Annotated in this window: 14 protein-coding genes; 6 read left to right on the top strand and 8 right to left on the bottom strand. The window is 62.5% G+C overall.

The genetic code is table 11. From position 1 onward, the window contains the following. Positions 1–4: 4 nt before the first annotated feature. Both ACM6IT_RS23620 and pedF read right to left on the bottom strand, forming a co-directional pair. The gene (locus tag ACM6IT_RS23620; RefSeq protein ID WP_414918790.1) at positions 5–880 is read right to left on the bottom strand and encodes a substrate-binding periplasmic protein; all 876 of its coding nucleotides are present in this window, start codon (positions 878–880) and stop codon (positions 5–7) included. A gap of 3 nt (positions 881–883) precedes the next feature. Further along, positions 884–1,345, bottom strand: coding sequence for a cytochrome c-550 PedF (gene pedF / locus ACM6IT_RS23615; protein WP_056727798.1), 462 nt, complete (start codon positions 1,343–1,345; stop codon positions 884–886). Between the two features lie 210 nt (positions 1,346–1,555). Between pedF and ACM6IT_RS23610 the strand changes: the two genes are divergently transcribed. The 6 genes from ACM6IT_RS23610 (at position 1,556) to ACM6IT_RS23585 (ending at position 6,662) form a co-directional block, all read left to right on the top strand. Then, positions 1,556–2,740 carry an ABC transporter substrate-binding protein gene (locus ACM6IT_RS23610; protein WP_414913698.1) on the top strand — a complete coding sequence of 395 codons (1,185 nt, stop codon included), beginning with the start codon at positions 1,556–1,558 and terminating at the stop codon, positions 2,738–2,740. A gap of 30 nt (positions 2,741–2,770) precedes the next feature. Then, the gene (locus ACM6IT_RS23605; protein ID WP_056727801.1) at positions 2,771–3,730 is read left to right on the top strand and encodes a YVTN family beta-propeller repeat protein; all 960 of its coding nucleotides are present in this window, start codon (positions 2,771–2,773) and stop codon (positions 3,728–3,730) included. Beyond that, positions 3,727–4,458: an ABC transporter ATP-binding protein gene (locus ACM6IT_RS23600; RefSeq protein ID WP_414913697.1), complete on the top strand. Its 732-nt coding sequence runs from the start codon at positions 3,727–3,729 to the stop codon at positions 4,456–4,458. The genes ACM6IT_RS23605 and ACM6IT_RS23600 overlap by 4 nt, the downstream gene beginning before the upstream one ends. Further along, a complete protein-coding gene (locus tag ACM6IT_RS23595; protein WP_414913696.1) occupies positions 4,455–5,246 on the top strand; it encodes an ABC transporter permease in 792 nt (263 codons plus the stop codon). The genes ACM6IT_RS23600 and ACM6IT_RS23595 overlap by 4 nt, the downstream gene beginning before the upstream one ends. 136 nt (positions 5,247–5,382) lie before the next feature. Next, complete coding sequence (locus ACM6IT_RS23590) at positions 5,383–5,940, top strand: PQQ-dependent catabolism-associated CXXCW motif protein (protein WP_414918789.1); 558 nt, start codon at positions 5,383–5,385, stop codon at positions 5,938–5,940. Positions 5,941–5,996: 56 nt separating this feature from the next. Beyond that, entirely contained in the window at positions 5,997–6,662 is a 666-nt protein-coding gene (locus tag ACM6IT_RS23585; protein WP_007976602.1) for a response regulator transcription factor, read from the top strand. 161 nt (positions 6,663–6,823) lie between these two features. On the opposite strand, the gene nahK is transcribed toward ACM6IT_RS23585, so the two are convergent. The 6 genes from nahK to ACM6IT_RS23555 form a co-directional block, all read right to left on the bottom strand. Next, entirely contained in the window at positions 6,824–9,460 is a 2,637-nt protein-coding gene (gene nahK, locus ACM6IT_RS23580) for a hybrid sensor histidine kinase/response regulator NahK/ErcS' (RefSeq protein WP_414918788.1), read from the bottom strand. Then, positions 9,390–10,547, bottom strand: coding sequence for a nitric oxide-sensing protein NosP (gene nosP / locus ACM6IT_RS23575; RefSeq protein WP_414913693.1), 1,158 nt, complete (start codon positions 10,545–10,547; stop codon positions 9,390–9,392). The genes nahK and nosP overlap by 71 nt, the downstream gene beginning before the upstream one ends. 154 nt (positions 10,548–10,701) lie before the next feature. Beyond that, a complete protein-coding gene (locus ACM6IT_RS23570; protein WP_223542606.1) occupies positions 10,702–11,886 on the bottom strand; it encodes a porin in 1,185 nt (394 codons plus the stop codon). Positions 11,887–12,094: 208 nt separating this feature from the next. Further along, positions 12,095–12,901, bottom strand: a complete 807-nt coding sequence (locus ACM6IT_RS23565) for a sulfite exporter TauE/SafE family protein (protein ID WP_056727814.1) — start codon at positions 12,899–12,901, stop codon at positions 12,095–12,097. A 9-nt stretch (positions 12,902–12,910) separates the two neighbouring features. Continuing rightward, positions 12,911–14,155: an FAD/NAD(P)-binding oxidoreductase gene (locus ACM6IT_RS23560; RefSeq protein WP_414918787.1), complete on the bottom strand. Its 1,245-nt coding sequence runs from the start codon at positions 14,153–14,155 to the stop codon at positions 12,911–12,913. Positions 14,156–14,337: 182 nt separating this feature from the next. Beyond that, a complete protein-coding gene (locus ACM6IT_RS23555; RefSeq protein WP_056727818.1) occupies positions 14,338–14,679 on the bottom strand; it encodes an ArsR/SmtB family transcription factor in 342 nt (113 codons plus the stop codon). Positions 14,680–14,781: the final 102 nt, after the last annotated feature.

The raw sequence follows: 14,781 nt of genomic DNA, 5'->3' as shown, positions 1-14,781 counted from the left end.
CTCCTTATTGATACATCTCGGGCACGTCGTACTGCAGGCCGTAATGGCCGTAGATGGTCTTCACCGAACCCTCGCGGATCAGGCCTTCGAGCGCCTCTTCCACGGCATAGGCCAGTTGCCGGTTGCTTTCGTGCACCGCCATGCCGATTTCCCAAAGTTGCTTGCCCATGTTCGGGTAGGCGTTCTCAGCCAGTGCCACTTGCGGGTCGGCCGCTTCATGGACCTGCCAGTCGATTTCGCCGCGCATGGCCATCACCGCGTCGACCTCGCCGGCCTTCATCCCGGCAAACGCCTGGGGCACGCCGGGATAGTGATGGGTCTTGCCAGCGAGCATGCCGTTGAACACCGACGTCAGGTAGAACGACGGCACGCTGTCGACTTCGACACCAATCGGGTGATGCTCGAACACCGCGACGCTGGCGACCTTGTCCAGCCGCCGGCGGTCATAGGCCACCTGCCATTGTTCGTTCTGGTACGGACCGAACATCACCACTTGGCCGTTGACCAGTTCGCCGAACTCGTTGCGCTTCTGCGCGTAGTCACGGTCGTAGGGCACGCGCATCATCAGGTCGGCCAGCTGCTGGTTGTGCAAGGCACTGGCACGCCAGATGTAATCGCGCAGGTCGTCGTCGAGCTTTTCCCCGGCCGGTGCCCAGATCAGTGTCAGGCGCACGCCGAGCGCCTTGGCCAGGGCCTCGGCGAGTTCGACATCGACACCCTGGGGCTTTCCGGCGCGTTCAAAGCTGTAGGGGGCGAAGTCCTTGTAGACCGCCACCTTAAGCTCCCCGGCGGCGATCATTTCGTCGTAGTTGCGAACCTGCGCCTGCGCCGCCTGGCAGCACAGCCACAGAGCGCTGATCAACACCGCGAGCAGGCGCATGGGTCACTCCTCGACGTGCACAGTGTCCAGATAAGTGCGCACTGCCCACAGGGCTTCCTGGCTCAGGTAGTCGGCCATCTTCGGCATGTACACCCGACCGTCGCGCACCGCGCCATGGCGCACCCGTTCGGCGAACCATTCATCGCCCGACTCACCGACATCAAGCATGCGCAAGTCGGGGGCGATACCGCCGGACTTGGCTTCCAGGCCATGACAGGCCGCGCAGTTCTGGGTGTACGCAGAAGCACCGATTTCCACTGCCTTGTCATGTTCCGGGGCGGTGCGATACGGGTTCACCGCGGCCCAGCCATCGGCATCGAGTTGCACACCGGCGTCCTTGATCGGGGTCAGCCCCGGGGTGGCCACGGCCTGTGGCACCACGTTGCCGTGGGCCCAGACGGAACCTGCACTGATCAAACTGGCCAATAGCCCGGTCACGAGCAAGGCGTTGCGTCTTGTTGTCATTGTTATGCCCTCTGGATTGCACGCAAAACCTCTTGGCAGAGGCTATGGCAGCCATCTTAGAAACGGTATCGCACTCACCCCATGCTGCTTTGGTGGTCGCCACCTAGTCCCTTGGTAGTAAGGCGCTGGATGGACACCACCGGTACTTTCTGCATATTTCCTCAGCTTCACGGGCTACCTAAGCTGGCGCTACCTGTAATGGAGTGCCCTATGCGCCCGCTCATCCCTTACGCCCTGATCTACCTGCTGGCGATTGCCTGCGCCGCCGGCCTGGCCACCCAGAGCCAGGCCAGCGAAGCGCCCTTGCAGGTGCGGATCGGCTACCTGGGTTATCGCCCCGACCCCGGCCCGCTGCTGTCCAGCGTCATCCCCGAGCCCACCGATGCCGGGCTGCGCGGCGCCGAACTGGCGATCACCGACAGCAACAGCACCGGGCGTTTTCTCAACCACGGCTACAGCCTGGTCAGCGCCAATGTCGACAGCCCCGAGGCCTTGCTCGAAGCGGCAAAGGCGCAGCATGAACAAGGCCTGCGCCTGTTTGTAGTCAATGCCCCCGCGACCAGCCTGCGCCAATTGAGTGCAGCACTGCCCGACAGTCTGCTGTTCAACGCCGGTAGCCCCGATGACAGCCTGCGCACCACCGATTGCCTGGCGAACGTGCTGCATACCTTGCCGAGCCGGGCGATGCTCGCCGATGCGCTGGCGCAGTTTCTGGTGCTGCGCAAATGGCAGCGGGCGCTGCTGATCGTCGGCCCGACGCCCGACGATCAAGCCTATGCCGCCGCCCTGCGCCGCGGGGCCAAGCGCTTTGGCTTGCAACTGGTGGCGGAAAAACCCTGGAGCTTCGATAACGACCAACGCCGCAGCGCCCAGGCGGACATGCCGCTGTTCACCCAGACCGCCGAGTACGACGTGGTACTGGTGGCCGATGAACGCGGCGACTTCGGAGAATACGTGCCCTACCAGACCTGGTACCCGCGCCCGGTCGCCGGCACCCAGGGCCTGACCCCGGTGGGCTGGCACAAGACTGTGGAAACCTACGGCGCCGCGCAGCTGCAAAAACGCTTCGAAGCCCTTACCGGGCGCTGGATGAATGACCGTGATTTCGCCGCGTGGATCGCCGTGCGCAGCATCGCCAGCGCCGTGAGCAAACTGCGCCAGGCCGAGCCGATGGCGATCCGTACGCTTGAAATCAGCGATCAACTGCCACTCGACGGATTCAAAGGCCGCAAGCTCAGCTATCGGCCGTGGAACGGCCAGTTGCGCCAGCCGATTCCCATCGTCCAGCCACGGGCGCTGGTCAGCACCTCACCCCAGGATGGCTTTTTGCACCCCTTCAACGAGATGGACAGCCTGGGCTACGACAAACCCGAGGTCAGCTGCCGTTTTCCCTGATCCGATAATCACAACAACAAGGAATCCGCCATGCGCCGCACCCTGCTCTCTTGCATCATGCTGCTCGCCGCTGGCCATGCCGTTGCCAGCACTGCCTGGGTCTCCAACGAAAAGGACAACAGCCTGAGCCTGATCGACCTGCAGACCCTGCAAGTCACCGACACCCTGCCCGTCGGCCAGCGCCCCCGCGGCCTGCTGCTGTCCCATGACAACAAACTGCTGTACATCTGCGCCAGCGACTCGGACCGGGTCCAGGTGATGGACGTGGCCACGCGCAAGATCATCAAGGAACTGCCCTCGGGCAAAGACCCCGAGCAATTCGCCCTGCATCCGAATAATCGCTGGTTGTACGTCTCCAACGAGGACGATGCGCTGGTCACGGTGATCGACACCGAGACTTCCAAGGTGCTCGGCCAGATCAACGTCGGTGTCGAACCCGAAGGCATGGCCGTCAGCCCTGACGGCAAGTGGGCGGTCAACACCAGCGAAACCACCAACATGCTGCACTGGATCGACACCAGCACCCAGACCCTGGCCGACAGCACCCTGGTCGACCAGCGCCCGCGCTTCGTCGAGTTCTCCCCCGATGGCGCCCAGCTCTGGGCCTCGGCGGAAATCGGCGGCACCGTGACCATTCTCGATGTGGCCAGCCGCACCGTGCTCAAGACCCTGAACTTCCAGATCAAGGGCGTGCACCCGGACAAGGTCCAGCCGGTCGGCATCAAGCTCAGCGCCGATGGCAAGTACGGCTTCGTCGCACTGGGCCCGGCCAATCATGTGGCGGTGATCGATGCCAAAACCTTCGAGATTCTCGATTACCTGCTGGTGGGTCGACGAGTCTGGCAGATGGCATTCACCCCGGATCAGAAGCAACTGCTGGCCACCAACGGCGTCAGCGGCGATGTCTCGGTGATCGATGTCGACAGCCTCAAGGTCAGCAAATCGGTGAAAGTCGGACGCTACCCTTGGGGCGTAGTGGTGACGCCATGAACGCCCTTGAAGTCAGCGACCTGAGTTTCGCCTACGGCGCCCGAGAGGCCTTGCGCAAGGTGAGTTTCAGCCTGGAACCCGGGCGTTTCGCCGCGCTGTTGGGTCCCAATGGCGCGGGCAAGTCGACCCTGATTGCCCTGCTCACCCGGCTCTATGATCTGCAGCACGGCGAGATCCGCGTCGGTGGCAATTCATTGCGCAGCGCGGCACGCCCGGCACTCAAGCAGTTGGGTGTAGTGTTCCAGCAAAGCACCCTGGACCTGGACCTCAGCGTCGAGCAAAACCTGCGTTATCACGCGGCATTGCATGGCCTGTCCCGGCGCCAGACCGACCTTCGGGTCGACGCCGAACTGGCCCGTCAGACCCTGACCGATCGCCGTCGCGAACGGGTGCGCGAACTCAATGGCGGCCATCGTCGCCGGGTGGAAATTGCCCGTGCCCTGTTGCACGAACCGCGCCTGTTGCTGCTCGATGAAGCCAGTGTCGGCCTCGACCCGGCGAGTCGCCTGGCACTCAACCAGCACATCCGCAGCCTGTGTCGCGAGGAGCGCATCAGCGTGCTCTGGACCACCCACCTGCTCGACGAAGTGCAGCCCAGGGATGACTTGCTGATCCTGCATCAAGGCCGGCTGGTGGCCAGCGGACAGGCCGATGCCCTGAGCCTGGAGCACGGCGGCGACCTCGGTTCGGCCTTCACCCGCCTGACAACATCGGGAGCTGCCCAATGAACGCTTACTGGCAATGCTTTAGCGGTATCGTGCTGCGCGAATGGCTGCGCTTTGTGCTGCAACGCACGCGGTTTCTCAGCGCCCTGGTGCGGCCGCTGCTGTGGCTGCTGGTGTTCGCCGCCGGTTTTCGCGCAGCGCTGGGGATCGCGATCATCGAACCCTATGACACCTATATTCCCTACGAGGTCTACATCATCCCCGGCCTGGCCTGCATGATCCTGCTGTTCAACGGCATGCAGGGATCACTGTCGATGGTCTACGACCGCGAGATGGGCAGCATGCGCGTGCTGCTGACCAGCCCCCTGCCCCGCACCTTTCTGCTGTGCAGCAAACTGTTGGCCACCTCGCTGATTTCGCTGTTGCAGGTGTATGCGTTCCTGGCGATTGCCTGGGTCTACGGCGTGCGGCCACCGGCCATGGGCCTGTTGCTGGCGTTGCCGGCCCTGCTGCTGGTGGCGTTGATGCTCAGCGCCTTGGGCCTGTTGCTGTCGAACGCGATCCGCCAGCTGGAGAACTTTGCCGGGGTGATGAATTTCGTGATCTTCCCGCTGTTTTTCCTGTCATCGGCGCTGTATCCGCTGTGGAAGATGCGCGAGGCCAGCGAGTGGCTGTATTGGCTGTGCGCGGTGAATCCCTTTACCCACGCCGTGGAACTGGTGCGTTTTGCCCTGTATGAACGCTTCAATCCGCTGGCGCTGGCGGTGTGCGCCGGTTTGACGCTACTGTTCGCGCTGCTCGCCGTGCTGACCTTCAACCCGCAGCATGCTGCCTTGCGCAAAGCCAGCTAACACCACAATCCCCGGTGGGGGATCTTCATTGAACAGGGAGAATTACTACTTTAGTACTGGTTTACCTGTCTATCGTCGCATTCCCAACGCCCCCCGACTGGCATGTAATAGGTCCATAACTATAAGGACCGAACCCATGCCACGTGCCCGACGTTGCCTGTTGCGCCCCGCTCTCGCCGCCCTGTCGCTGGGCCTGCTGCTGAGCACCGCGCAGGCCGACACAGCGCTGTTCTCCGCCGAGGGTTATCGCATCGGCCTGTACCGCAGCCCGACGCCCGACCAACTGCAAGGCGCAACCATCGTCGATACCCCCACCCTGCAAACCCTGCTCGGCCAAACCCCGCGCCCGGTGCTGATCGACGTCTACCGCCGTCAGTGGCTGCAAGGGCAATTCATCGAAGACCAGCCCCATGAAAACCTGCCCGGCAGCCATTGGCTGGCCAATACCGGGGATGGCGACCTGACGCCGCAATGGCAGGACTACTTCGCCGGCAACCTGCAAAAGCTGACCGCCGGCGACCCGACCCAACCGCTGGTCTTCTATTGCCGCTCCGACTGCTGGTTGAGCTGGAATGCGGTCAAGCGCGCAGCCACCATGGGCTATAAGACTCTGTATTGGTATCGCGATGGCCTGGACGCCTGGCAAGCGGCCAACCTGCCGGTTTCGCCTGCCCGGCCCGAACCCTTTCCCTGAGCTTTACGCGTGCGTGTTGTTGCCACACCATAATCAAAATAATGAGGTGAAAGGCCATGTACAAAATCCTGATTGCCGACGATCACCCGCTGTTTCGTGAAGCCATTCACAACGTCATCAGCGACGGTTTTGCCGGCAGCGAAGTGATGGAAACCGCCGACCTGGACAGCGCCCTGGCCCTGACCCAGGAACACGACGACCTGGACCTGATCCTGCTCGACCTGAACATGCCCGGCATGCACGGGCTCAATGGCCTGATCAACCTGCGCAACGAAGCGCCGACCATTCCGGTGGTGATTGTTTCCGCCGAGCAGGACAAACAGATCGTGCTGCAAGCCATCACCTACGGCGCGGTGGGTTTCATCACCAAATCGTCACCCCGCGCCCAGATGACCGATGCGATCCAGCAGATTCTCAATGGCAATGTCTACCTGCCCCCGGACATCATCCGCACCGCCAAAAGCAGCACCCACCGGCGGATGAACGACACCCCGAGCTTCCCGCCCGAACTGCTCCAGGCCCTGACCCGCAAGCAACTGCAAGTGCTGGAGCGCATGACCAAGGGCGAATCGAACAAGCAGATCGCCTACACCCTGGAAATCGCCGAGACCACAGTCAAGGCCCACGTCTCGGCAATCCTGCGCAAGCTCAACGTGCACAACCGGGTGCAGGCGATCCTGAGTGCCGGGGATATTGATTTCGGGTCTTATCTGCGGCGCTAACTGCCCCAGCCCAAGTCTGAAAGATGTATCTGTGGCGAGGGAGCTTGCTCCCGCTCGGCTGCGAAGCAGTCGTAAATCCAGGCGACCCGGTGTATTTGGGTGTTTGCAGGGGGCCGCTTCGCGACCCAGCGGGAGCAAGCTCCCTCGCCACAGGTTCGATGTTATCTGGATGGGCCAAGCAAATGACTCATCGCCGTCTTCAGTTTCATCGGCCGCACCGGCTTGTGCATCAGGGTGTGGCCCAGCTCGCGGATCTGCTGCTTGAGCTCATTGCTGTAGTTGGCCGTGATCATCATCGCCGGGATCGGTGAGGCACGACGGGCATTGATCCGGGCCACCGCATCGACACCGTTCTGATCGTTATCCAGGTGATAGTCGGCGATCAGCAGGTCGGCCTCGGCGCGGTAGTTGTCCACTTGCCGTGCCAGGTCCTCCTCCGACAGCGCCGTCACCACCCGACACCCCCACCCCTCCAGCAAGGTGCGCATGCCGGCACAGATGGTCGCGTCATTGTCCAGCACCCATATCCTGGCACCCCGCAGGCGCTCAAGCATCGGCTCGCTCATCTGCAGCGTCGGCGGCGGTGTCGGCGCGGTGGCGCTCAAGGGTACTTCGACCGAGAACATCGAACCCCGGCCCGGCCACGAGCGCACATGAATGGGATGCCCGAGGATGCCGGCAATTTTCTCGACGATCGCCAGGCCCAGGCCCAGTCCGCGATCCTGATCCGGTCGCTGCACATCGCCGCGCTTGAATTCCTGGAAAATCTCCTCCAGGCGATGCTCGGCAATGCCCATGCCGCTGTCCCAGACTTCGATCGTCAGGCACTGATGATGCCGCCGGCAACCGAGCACCACGCGACCACTGTAGGTATAGCGAATCGCGTTGCTCAGCAGGTTGCGCAGAATCCGCGCCAGCAACTGGATGTCGCTGCGCACCAGCGCCGAACAGCCGATGAAGTGCAGTTGCAGGCCTTCACTGCGCGCCACCTGGGTGTATTCGGCGGCCAGGTTGTCCAGCAGTTCACTGAGGGCAAACGGCGCGATGTCGGCCTTGATCACCCCCGCATCGAGCTTGGAAATGTCCACCAGGGTGCCAAGCAGGTTCTCCACGTCTTCCAGGGAATTACTCACGTTGCGTACCAGAATCTCGCTGGACATCGGCTCTCGGCGTTCCAGCAAGGCACTGGTGAACAATCGCGCCGCATTCAGCGGTTGCAGCAGGTCGTGGCTGACGGCGGCGAGGAACTTGGTTTTCGACAGGTTGGCTTGCTCGGCTTCCTGCTTGGCTTCGCGCAAGCGTGACTCGACCAGGCGCCGCTCATCGATCTCGCGCAGCAACTGGTCGTTGAGGGTGGTCAACTCCGCCGTGCGCTCGCGTACCCGCAGCTCAAGGTTCTGATACGCCTGATGCAGCGCCTCGGCGGTGCGGCGGCGTTCGGTGATGTCGCGGATCAGCACGAAAATCCCCACCACCTCGCCACTGGCCAGACGGTTGGGCACATAGGAGCGCAGCATGTAGCGCTCCTGATTGTTGACGTTGGTTTCGGCGAACTCGAAGGTCACGCTCTCGCCGGCCAGTGCCCTGGCCACATAGGACTCCAGGCGCTGGTAATGCTGTTCGCTGTGCACTTCACGCAGGCTCTGGCCGAGCATCACGCCGCGGGGCCAGCAGTACCACTCCTCGTAGACCTTGTTGGTGAACTCGTAGACCAGGTCGGCATTGAGGTAGGCAATCAATGCCGGTACGTGATCGGTGATCAGGCGGATCCAGTGTTCGCTTTCACTCAGCGCTTCGGCGTGCTGGTAGCGCTCGGTAATGTCGGTGAAGGTGTTGACGAAACCGCCGGTGGGCAACGGATGGGTGCGGATTTCCAGGACCCGGCCATCGTACAGGCGCTGCTCGCATTCGCGGACCGGTCGCCCGTTGCCGTCGCGACTGGCAGGGGTCAGCAGGTTCAACTCGCTGTCGGCGATCACTTCGGCAAAAGAGCGATGGGCCGCCACCGGCGCCAGGCCGCTCAATTCCAGGAAGCGCCGGTTCCACAATTCCAGGATGCCCTCGGCGCTGACCATCGCCACCCCTTGGGACAGGTTGTCGACCGCCCGTTGCAACAGGTGCGACTTCTGCGCCACCGCCTGCTCGCGGCGCATGGTTTCGCTGAGTTTGACGTCGGTAATGTCGGTGAACAGAATCACCCGCCCCCCTTCCTGGGTCGGCCGCTCGCTGACTTGCAGCCAACGCCCGTTCTGCAGACGGTAAAGCAGGTTTTCGTCGGCGTGCCCGCGAGGCTCTTCGGTGAACAGGGCGTTGTTCATCATCAGCCGCTTGACCTCGGTCAGGCGCATGCCGGCATTGATCCGCACCCGGCTGTTGCTCCAGAACGCCTTGAAGCGACTGTTGAACAGCACGATGCGCTGGTCGGCGTCGAACAACACGAAGGCGTCGGAAATGCTTTCGATGGCATCGATCAGGTGTTGATGCGCGGTTTCCGCGCGCAGGCGGGCTTCGCTGAGCAGATGATTACCGGCCTTGAGTTCAGCCATGGCCTGGTTCAGGGCATCGGTGCGTTCGCGCACTTGCTCGGCCAGCACCACCGAATGCTGGAATGCCGCGTACGGATCGTTGCCGCGAGTCCCCCCGGACTCGACCCGTTCGATCAGCGCGCCATTGATGCGCTGCAGTTTATGGTTTTCCAGGCGCAGCCTGGCCAGTTCGGCCTGCAGCTCAGCGATGTCCCGGGGCACGGCCGCGGGCAATGGCAACGCCGGTGAAGGTCTGGTTGATGTGCATGCCATTGAACTGTTCTCCGTAGGTGTTGAAACCCATCACCCGTTGCTCACGCAAAAACGCGCCGATCTGATCAAGACTGCCGTCGTCTTCGAGCTCCAGACGCCGCAGGAAACAGTCGCAACCGATGGTCAGCAGCAAATCGCCCAGACGCTCCTGCAACCCCTCGAACAGGCTCTGCAGGTTCGGCAGCATCGGCCCCGGGGTCATGGCGGTGAGGACGATGCCGTTTTCCACGGCGCAGTAGAAACTCAGGCTCAGGTCCGGATGCACCTGCTGGATGGCCCGCACGTAGTACTGCTGGTTGATCCGCACCGCCAACGGGTGCGCGGCGAAAACCCGGTGATCGAGCTGCGCCACCGGCACGCCGATGTGCCGGGCGTACTCCTCGGCAGCCGGCTCGGCATTGAGTTCGAAGACCCGGCGCAAGGCGCTGTCGGCCCCGGTGACCACCAGCTTCTCGGCGCGGGGCAGCACGTGGTGGGTGGTGAACACTTCGAAATCCAGCCAGGTATTGACCAGCACCACCACGGCCGCGCCGCTGTGGAATTCGCCATCGAAGTACACATGGGTATGGGTCAGGTAGTTGTCGTCGCCGGCCGAACCGCCGAAATGCGGAATGTCGCCCAGTGCCGCGCTCAAGGCCGCCAGGACCATTTCCTCGCGGCTGGACAGGCCATCGAGCAGGGTCAGGGCAAAGCTGTTGCCCTTGATCGGCGCCAGGGTGTTGCTGCGACAACCACTGACCAGGCGCTCGACCATTTGCTGGGCGTCGATCAGGCTGAAGTGCTCCATCTGGTCGATCAGCTCGATCGCAATGGAAAAGTGCCGGTGATCGAAACCCACCGCCGTCACGCAATTGCGCCCGTAGCCCAGGGGGGTGATTTCCCCGGCGCTGGTGCAGCCCACCAGGCGAATGCCGCCGAAGCTTTGCTGCAAGGCCTGGCCCAGCGCCTGCAAGTCGTACTCGGCGGAACAGAAGAACAGCACGAACCCCAGGTGCGGATGCAACAACTGGCGTGCCAGTTCCTGCGCGACCTGCCGGGCATCGGTGGCCTGGGACATTGCACTGACGACGCCTTCGCTCTGCTGCATCCTTACCTCCCGCGGGTGCGTGTGTATGAGGCACGAGTGTACGAAGTCCGTGGGGTGCGACGAATGCTACTTGGGTAGCGGGTAGCCGCTTCGATGGGATGAGACGGGTGGCGACCCTGGCCGCGATGCGCACGGCCAGGGCCACCTCCCGGGGTTACCAGGTCAGCACCGCACCCACTGCGAAGGTGTCGGTGTCTTCGTTCTGCTCGTCGGTGTCGTGGCCGTTGATTTCGAATTGGTTGTACTCGGCCACCAGCTTGAGGTTGTCGTTCACGTCATGGAACAAAGCGATACCGCGAGTCTCGTAGTCCGCGCCGCTGCCGACCACGCCATTGCCATCGTCATTGGTCTTGCCGTAGGACAACGCCAGGCGGTTCTTGCCCAGCTTGTAGGAACCCTGCATCAGGTAGCCGTCGCTGTCGACGTTGCGCAGGGTCGGCTCGCCGGCATTGTTGGTGAAAAACGGGTTGATGCCCTTGGCCTGGAAGCCGGATCCGGTGAGGGACAAGCCGCCCATCTTCGCCTGCACGCCATAACCGACACCCTTGGAGGTGACGGTATCGACCGTGGAATCGGTGTTGTCCGAGGTCTGGTAGCTGCCGTTGACCCAGCTGTAGATCTTGGCCCCGGCCAGGTCGAACTGATAGGTGACTTCACTCTCGGTACGCGGGTTTTCCTGGTAGGCCTTGCCCGTCGGGCTGCTGTCGTTGGTGTCCACCGGGTCCATGATGCCGACCGCCACGCGCAGACCGTCCATCACTGGGGTGCGATAGGTGATCTGCGAGGTCGGGAACGGATACGGGTAACCGGTGCCGATGTTGCCGAACGACACCCCGCCGCCATCCACCAGCCCCAACGTATCGCTGACCTGACCATAACCGGCAAGCATTTCGTCGAGCAGGATGTTGGAACGGGCGAACAGGCCGAAGTCCTTGCCGATCAGCACTTCGCCCCATTCCGGGTTGGCCACGGTGCCGAAGAACTGCCGCACATCGATGGCGGTGTCGGTGCCGTTGGTTTCGCTGTCGTTGATGGTGACCCAGAACGAGGCACGGGCACCGAGCTTGAGGTCGTCTACCTGCTTGCCCATGTTGAACCCCAGGTAGTTGGGCAAAAAGCCCATCTTGACCCGCGCCTGTCGACGGTCGAACTGATCGCCGGCGCGGTCGACATCGCTGTTCACGTAGAAGGCGTTGATGTAGCCGTCGGTGGAGAACGTGGTCTGGTCCTTGTCGTACAGCATGATGTCTGCCTCGGCCACCTGGCTCAGGCCAAGGGCAGACAGGCTGGCGATAAAGGCAGGCAGAAAACGATGCGTGACGTTCTTATTGTTGTGCATGGCGCGCTCCGAAACGGGGACTGAGTGTCGGAGGCGATTATCGAAACCTGACGAGCGGCGCCATACGCTGCCTTGGGGCTGGTTTGCAGCTGCTTTGGATGGGCCGGCGGTGCGTGAGCACCATGGCGTAAGACCGCCGGTCGGCGAGGCTCGCCACTTAGGATGTAGGCCTGTGGACCCCGGTGGCGTCCACAGGAACCGATACCGGCTAGGCGTTGGCCCGAAACAGCATGTAGGCGGCGACCACGACGCAGATGCTGGCGAAACCGACTTGCAACGCCCGCGCCGGCACCCGGGCGCAGAGCTTGCGGCCGATGATCATGCCAACGATGCTGGAGACGATGAAGGCGATGCCCAAACCATCGATGCGCACCCCGGCATGGAAGGCGCCGATCACGCCGATCGCCGAAATCAGGCTGATCACCATCAGCGACGTGGCAACGATCCCGCGCATCTGCACATCGGTCAGTTGCTTGAAGGCCGGGACGATCAGAAAGCCACCGCCCACCCCCAGCAATCCCGAGACCACGCCAGTCACGGCCCCGAGCGCGGCGAGGGTCGCGGTGCATTTGGCGGTCCAGGAAAAGCGCCCGGTCTGTTGATCGAGCATGCAGTTCTTCTGGCCCCAGTTGGCCTGACCGTGATCGCTGGGGCCCGCATCCTTGCGCTCGCGGCGCAACATCCGCCCGGCCACAACGACCATCAGCAGGCTGAACAGGATCATCAGGATTTTTTCCGGCAACTGATGGGCAAAGTAGATGCCCACCGGCGAAAACACCGCACCGAGCGCGGCGATCAGCAGCGCCGCGCGATAACGCACCAGGCCATGGCGCAAGCCGTCGATGGCGCCGACCGCGGCCGCACTGCCCACCGCGAACAACGCCACCGGAGCGGCCTGGGTCATGCTCCAGCCCAACCCCAACACCAGGGCCGGGACCGCAAGGATTCCGCCGCCGGCGCCAGTCAAGCCGAGCACCAACCCCATCACTACACCAAACAGACTTGCCAGCAACATAGGGAGTTCTCAGTCGACCTTGGTCACACGTGTCAGCCACTCGCGGCCCTTGAGCATGCCGTTCCAGTAGAACCACGGCAGCAGTGTCGCCTTCAGCCACCACGCCGAGCGGCGCGGGGTCGTCGGGTCAAGGGGAAAGGTCGGCAGCAACTTGCCCGCGTACCCGAACTCGGCAAGGATCACCTTGCCCTTCTCCACCGTCAGCGGACAGGAGCCATAGCCGTCGTACTTCAGCGGCAGCGGCTGTTGCTTGCGCCAGGCCAACAGGTTTTCGGCCACCACCACGATCTGCTTGCGCGCCGCCGCGGCGGTTTTTGCATTGGTGGTGCCGCAGATATCACCCAGCGCAAAGACGCCGGGATAACGCGGATGCTGCAAGCTGTGGGGATCGACCTCGCACCAGCCAGCGCTGTCGGCCAACGGGCTGCGGGCGACAAAATCCGGGGCCACCTGAGGCGGAACGACATGCAGCAGGTCAAAGGTCTTTGCCTGGCGGGTGACACTGCCATCGGCATCCCTGACGTCGAACCACGCGGTTTTCGCCGGGCCGTCGACCTTGACCAGATTCGAGTTGAACGCCAACCGGGCTTTGTACTTCTCGATGTATTTCATCAGCGGCGGGACAAAGGTCGGCACTCCGAACAGCGCCGCGCCGGCAAGATTGAACTCGACCTCGATGTTGTTCAGCACACCGGTCTTGTTCCAGTGATCGCAGGACAGGTACAGCGCCTTTTGTGGCGCGCCGGCACACTTGATCGGCATGCCCGGCTGGGTGAACAGCACCTTGCCGCCGCGCAATTTCCGCACCTGGTCCCAGGTGTAGGTCGCGTGGCGATAGCTGTAATTGGAGGTCACACCATGCTGGCCGAGGGTGCCCTCCAGGCCTTCGATTTTCTCCCAGGCCAGGCGCAGGCCGGGGCAGACCACCAGGTTTTGATAGCTGACCGTGCGCCCGTCACCGAGGGTGAGTTGGCACTTGTCGGGATCGATGCCCGTCACGGCAGCCTGCAGCCAATGGGCCCCGCGTGGCATCACCGACGCCATCGGCCGCACGGTGTTTTCCACGTTGTAGGCACCGCCGCCGACCAGCGTCCAGGCCGGTTGATAGTAGTGCCGGGAGTCGGGTTCGATCACGGTGATGTTCAGCTGCGGGCTACGCTTGAGCAGGCTGGCGACCAGGCCGATGCCTGCGGTGCCGCCGCCGATGACCACGATATCTGCACTGATGGATGGGCCCCAGTGTTGATCGTTCATTGCTTGTTCCTTTTGCTGCACGCAAGGATTTTTCTAGTCAATACACAAAACCAATGTGGGAGCGGCGGTGCGACGATTCGACTTGCTCGCGAAAGCATTGTGTCAGTAGACATAAACGTTGGCTGACACACCGCCTTCGCGAGCAAGCCCGCTCCCACAGGGTTATGTTGAGTTGGCTGGCATCAGGGCTGAACCCAGCTTTTAAACACCGCCCCGCAATAAAGCCCGGAGAGGGTTTTCATCACCTGGATCACTTCGTGGCTGGCGAGACCGTAAAAAATGTACTTGCCTTCACGACGGGTCGCGACCAGTCCTTCATCGCGCAGGATCCCCAATTGCTGGGACAGGGTCGGTTGGCGTACGCCGGTCATTTTTTCCAGTTCGCCTACGTTGCGTTCGCCCTGGGTCAGCTGGCACAGGATCAACAGGCGATCCTCATTGGCCAGGGCCTTGAGCAGCGCACAGGCCTTGGAGGCCGATGCGCGCAGTTGGGCGACTTCACATTCGGTCAGACTGGATTGCATTTGCAGGATGCCTTCAACGTCACTTAAGCTGCGAACATTATGTCTTTACATAAAGTGTTGCAACCCATGGCTGACTTTCCGTCGTCCGACTTTTTTACCCCT

Origin of the sequence: Pseudomonas sp. IT-P4 (genome assembly GCF_949767755.1) — a bacterium.
Classification (GTDB): Bacteria; Pseudomonadota; Gammaproteobacteria; order Pseudomonadales; family Pseudomonadaceae; genus Aquipseudomonas; species Aquipseudomonas monachiensis.
The sequence above is the reverse complement of the archived record's forward strand: the minus strand, read 5'-3'. Positions and strand labels throughout refer to the sequence as shown.

What these genes read in the sequence shown, in the direction of transcription:
- ACM6IT_RS23620 (WP_414918790.1), bottom strand. Translation starts at nt 880, where the DNA reads ATGCGCCTGCTCGCGGTGTTGATCAGCGCTCTGTGGCTGTGCTGCCAG.
- pedF (WP_056727798.1), bottom strand. Translation starts at nt 1,345, where the DNA reads ATGACAACAAGACGCAACGCCTTGCTCGTGACCGGGCTATTGGCCAGT.
- ACM6IT_RS23610 (WP_414913698.1), top strand. Translation starts at nt 1,556, where the DNA reads ATGCGCCCGCTCATCCCTTACGCCCTGATCTACCTGCTGGCGATTGCC.
- ACM6IT_RS23605 (WP_056727801.1), top strand. Translation starts at nt 2,771, where the DNA reads ATGCGCCGCACCCTGCTCTCTTGCATCATGCTGCTCGCCGCTGGCCAT.
- ACM6IT_RS23600 (WP_414913697.1), top strand. Translation starts at nt 3,727, where the DNA reads ATGAACGCCCTTGAAGTCAGCGACCTGAGTTTCGCCTACGGCGCCCGA.
- ACM6IT_RS23595 (WP_414913696.1), top strand. Translation starts at nt 4,455, where the DNA reads ATGAACGCTTACTGGCAATGCTTTAGCGGTATCGTGCTGCGCGAATGG.
- ACM6IT_RS23590 (WP_414918789.1), top strand. Translation starts at nt 5,383, where the DNA reads ATGCCACGTGCCCGACGTTGCCTGTTGCGCCCCGCTCTCGCCGCCCTG.
- ACM6IT_RS23585 (WP_007976602.1), top strand. Translation starts at nt 5,997, where the DNA reads ATGTACAAAATCCTGATTGCCGACGATCACCCGCTGTTTCGTGAAGCC.
- nahK (WP_414918788.1), bottom strand. Translation starts at nt 9,460, where the DNA reads ATGGCATGCACATCAACCAGACCTTCACCGGCGTTGCCATTGCCCGCG.
- nosP (WP_414913693.1), bottom strand. Translation starts at nt 10,547, where the DNA reads ATGCAGCAGAGCGAAGGCGTCGTCAGTGCAATGTCCCAGGCCACCGAT.
- ACM6IT_RS23570 (WP_223542606.1), bottom strand. Translation starts at nt 11,886, where the DNA reads ATGCACAACAATAAGAACGTCACGCATCGTTTTCTGCCTGCCTTTATC.
- ACM6IT_RS23565 (WP_056727814.1), bottom strand. Translation starts at nt 12,901, where the DNA reads ATGTTGCTGGCAAGTCTGTTTGGTGTAGTGATGGGGTTGGTGCTCGGC.
- ACM6IT_RS23560 (WP_414918787.1), bottom strand. Translation starts at nt 14,155, where the DNA reads ATGAACGATCAACACTGGGGCCCATCCATCAGTGCAGATATCGTGGTC.
- ACM6IT_RS23555 (WP_056727818.1), bottom strand. Translation starts at nt 14,679, where the DNA reads ATGCAATCCAGTCTGACCGAATGTGAAGTCGCCCAACTGCGCGCATCG.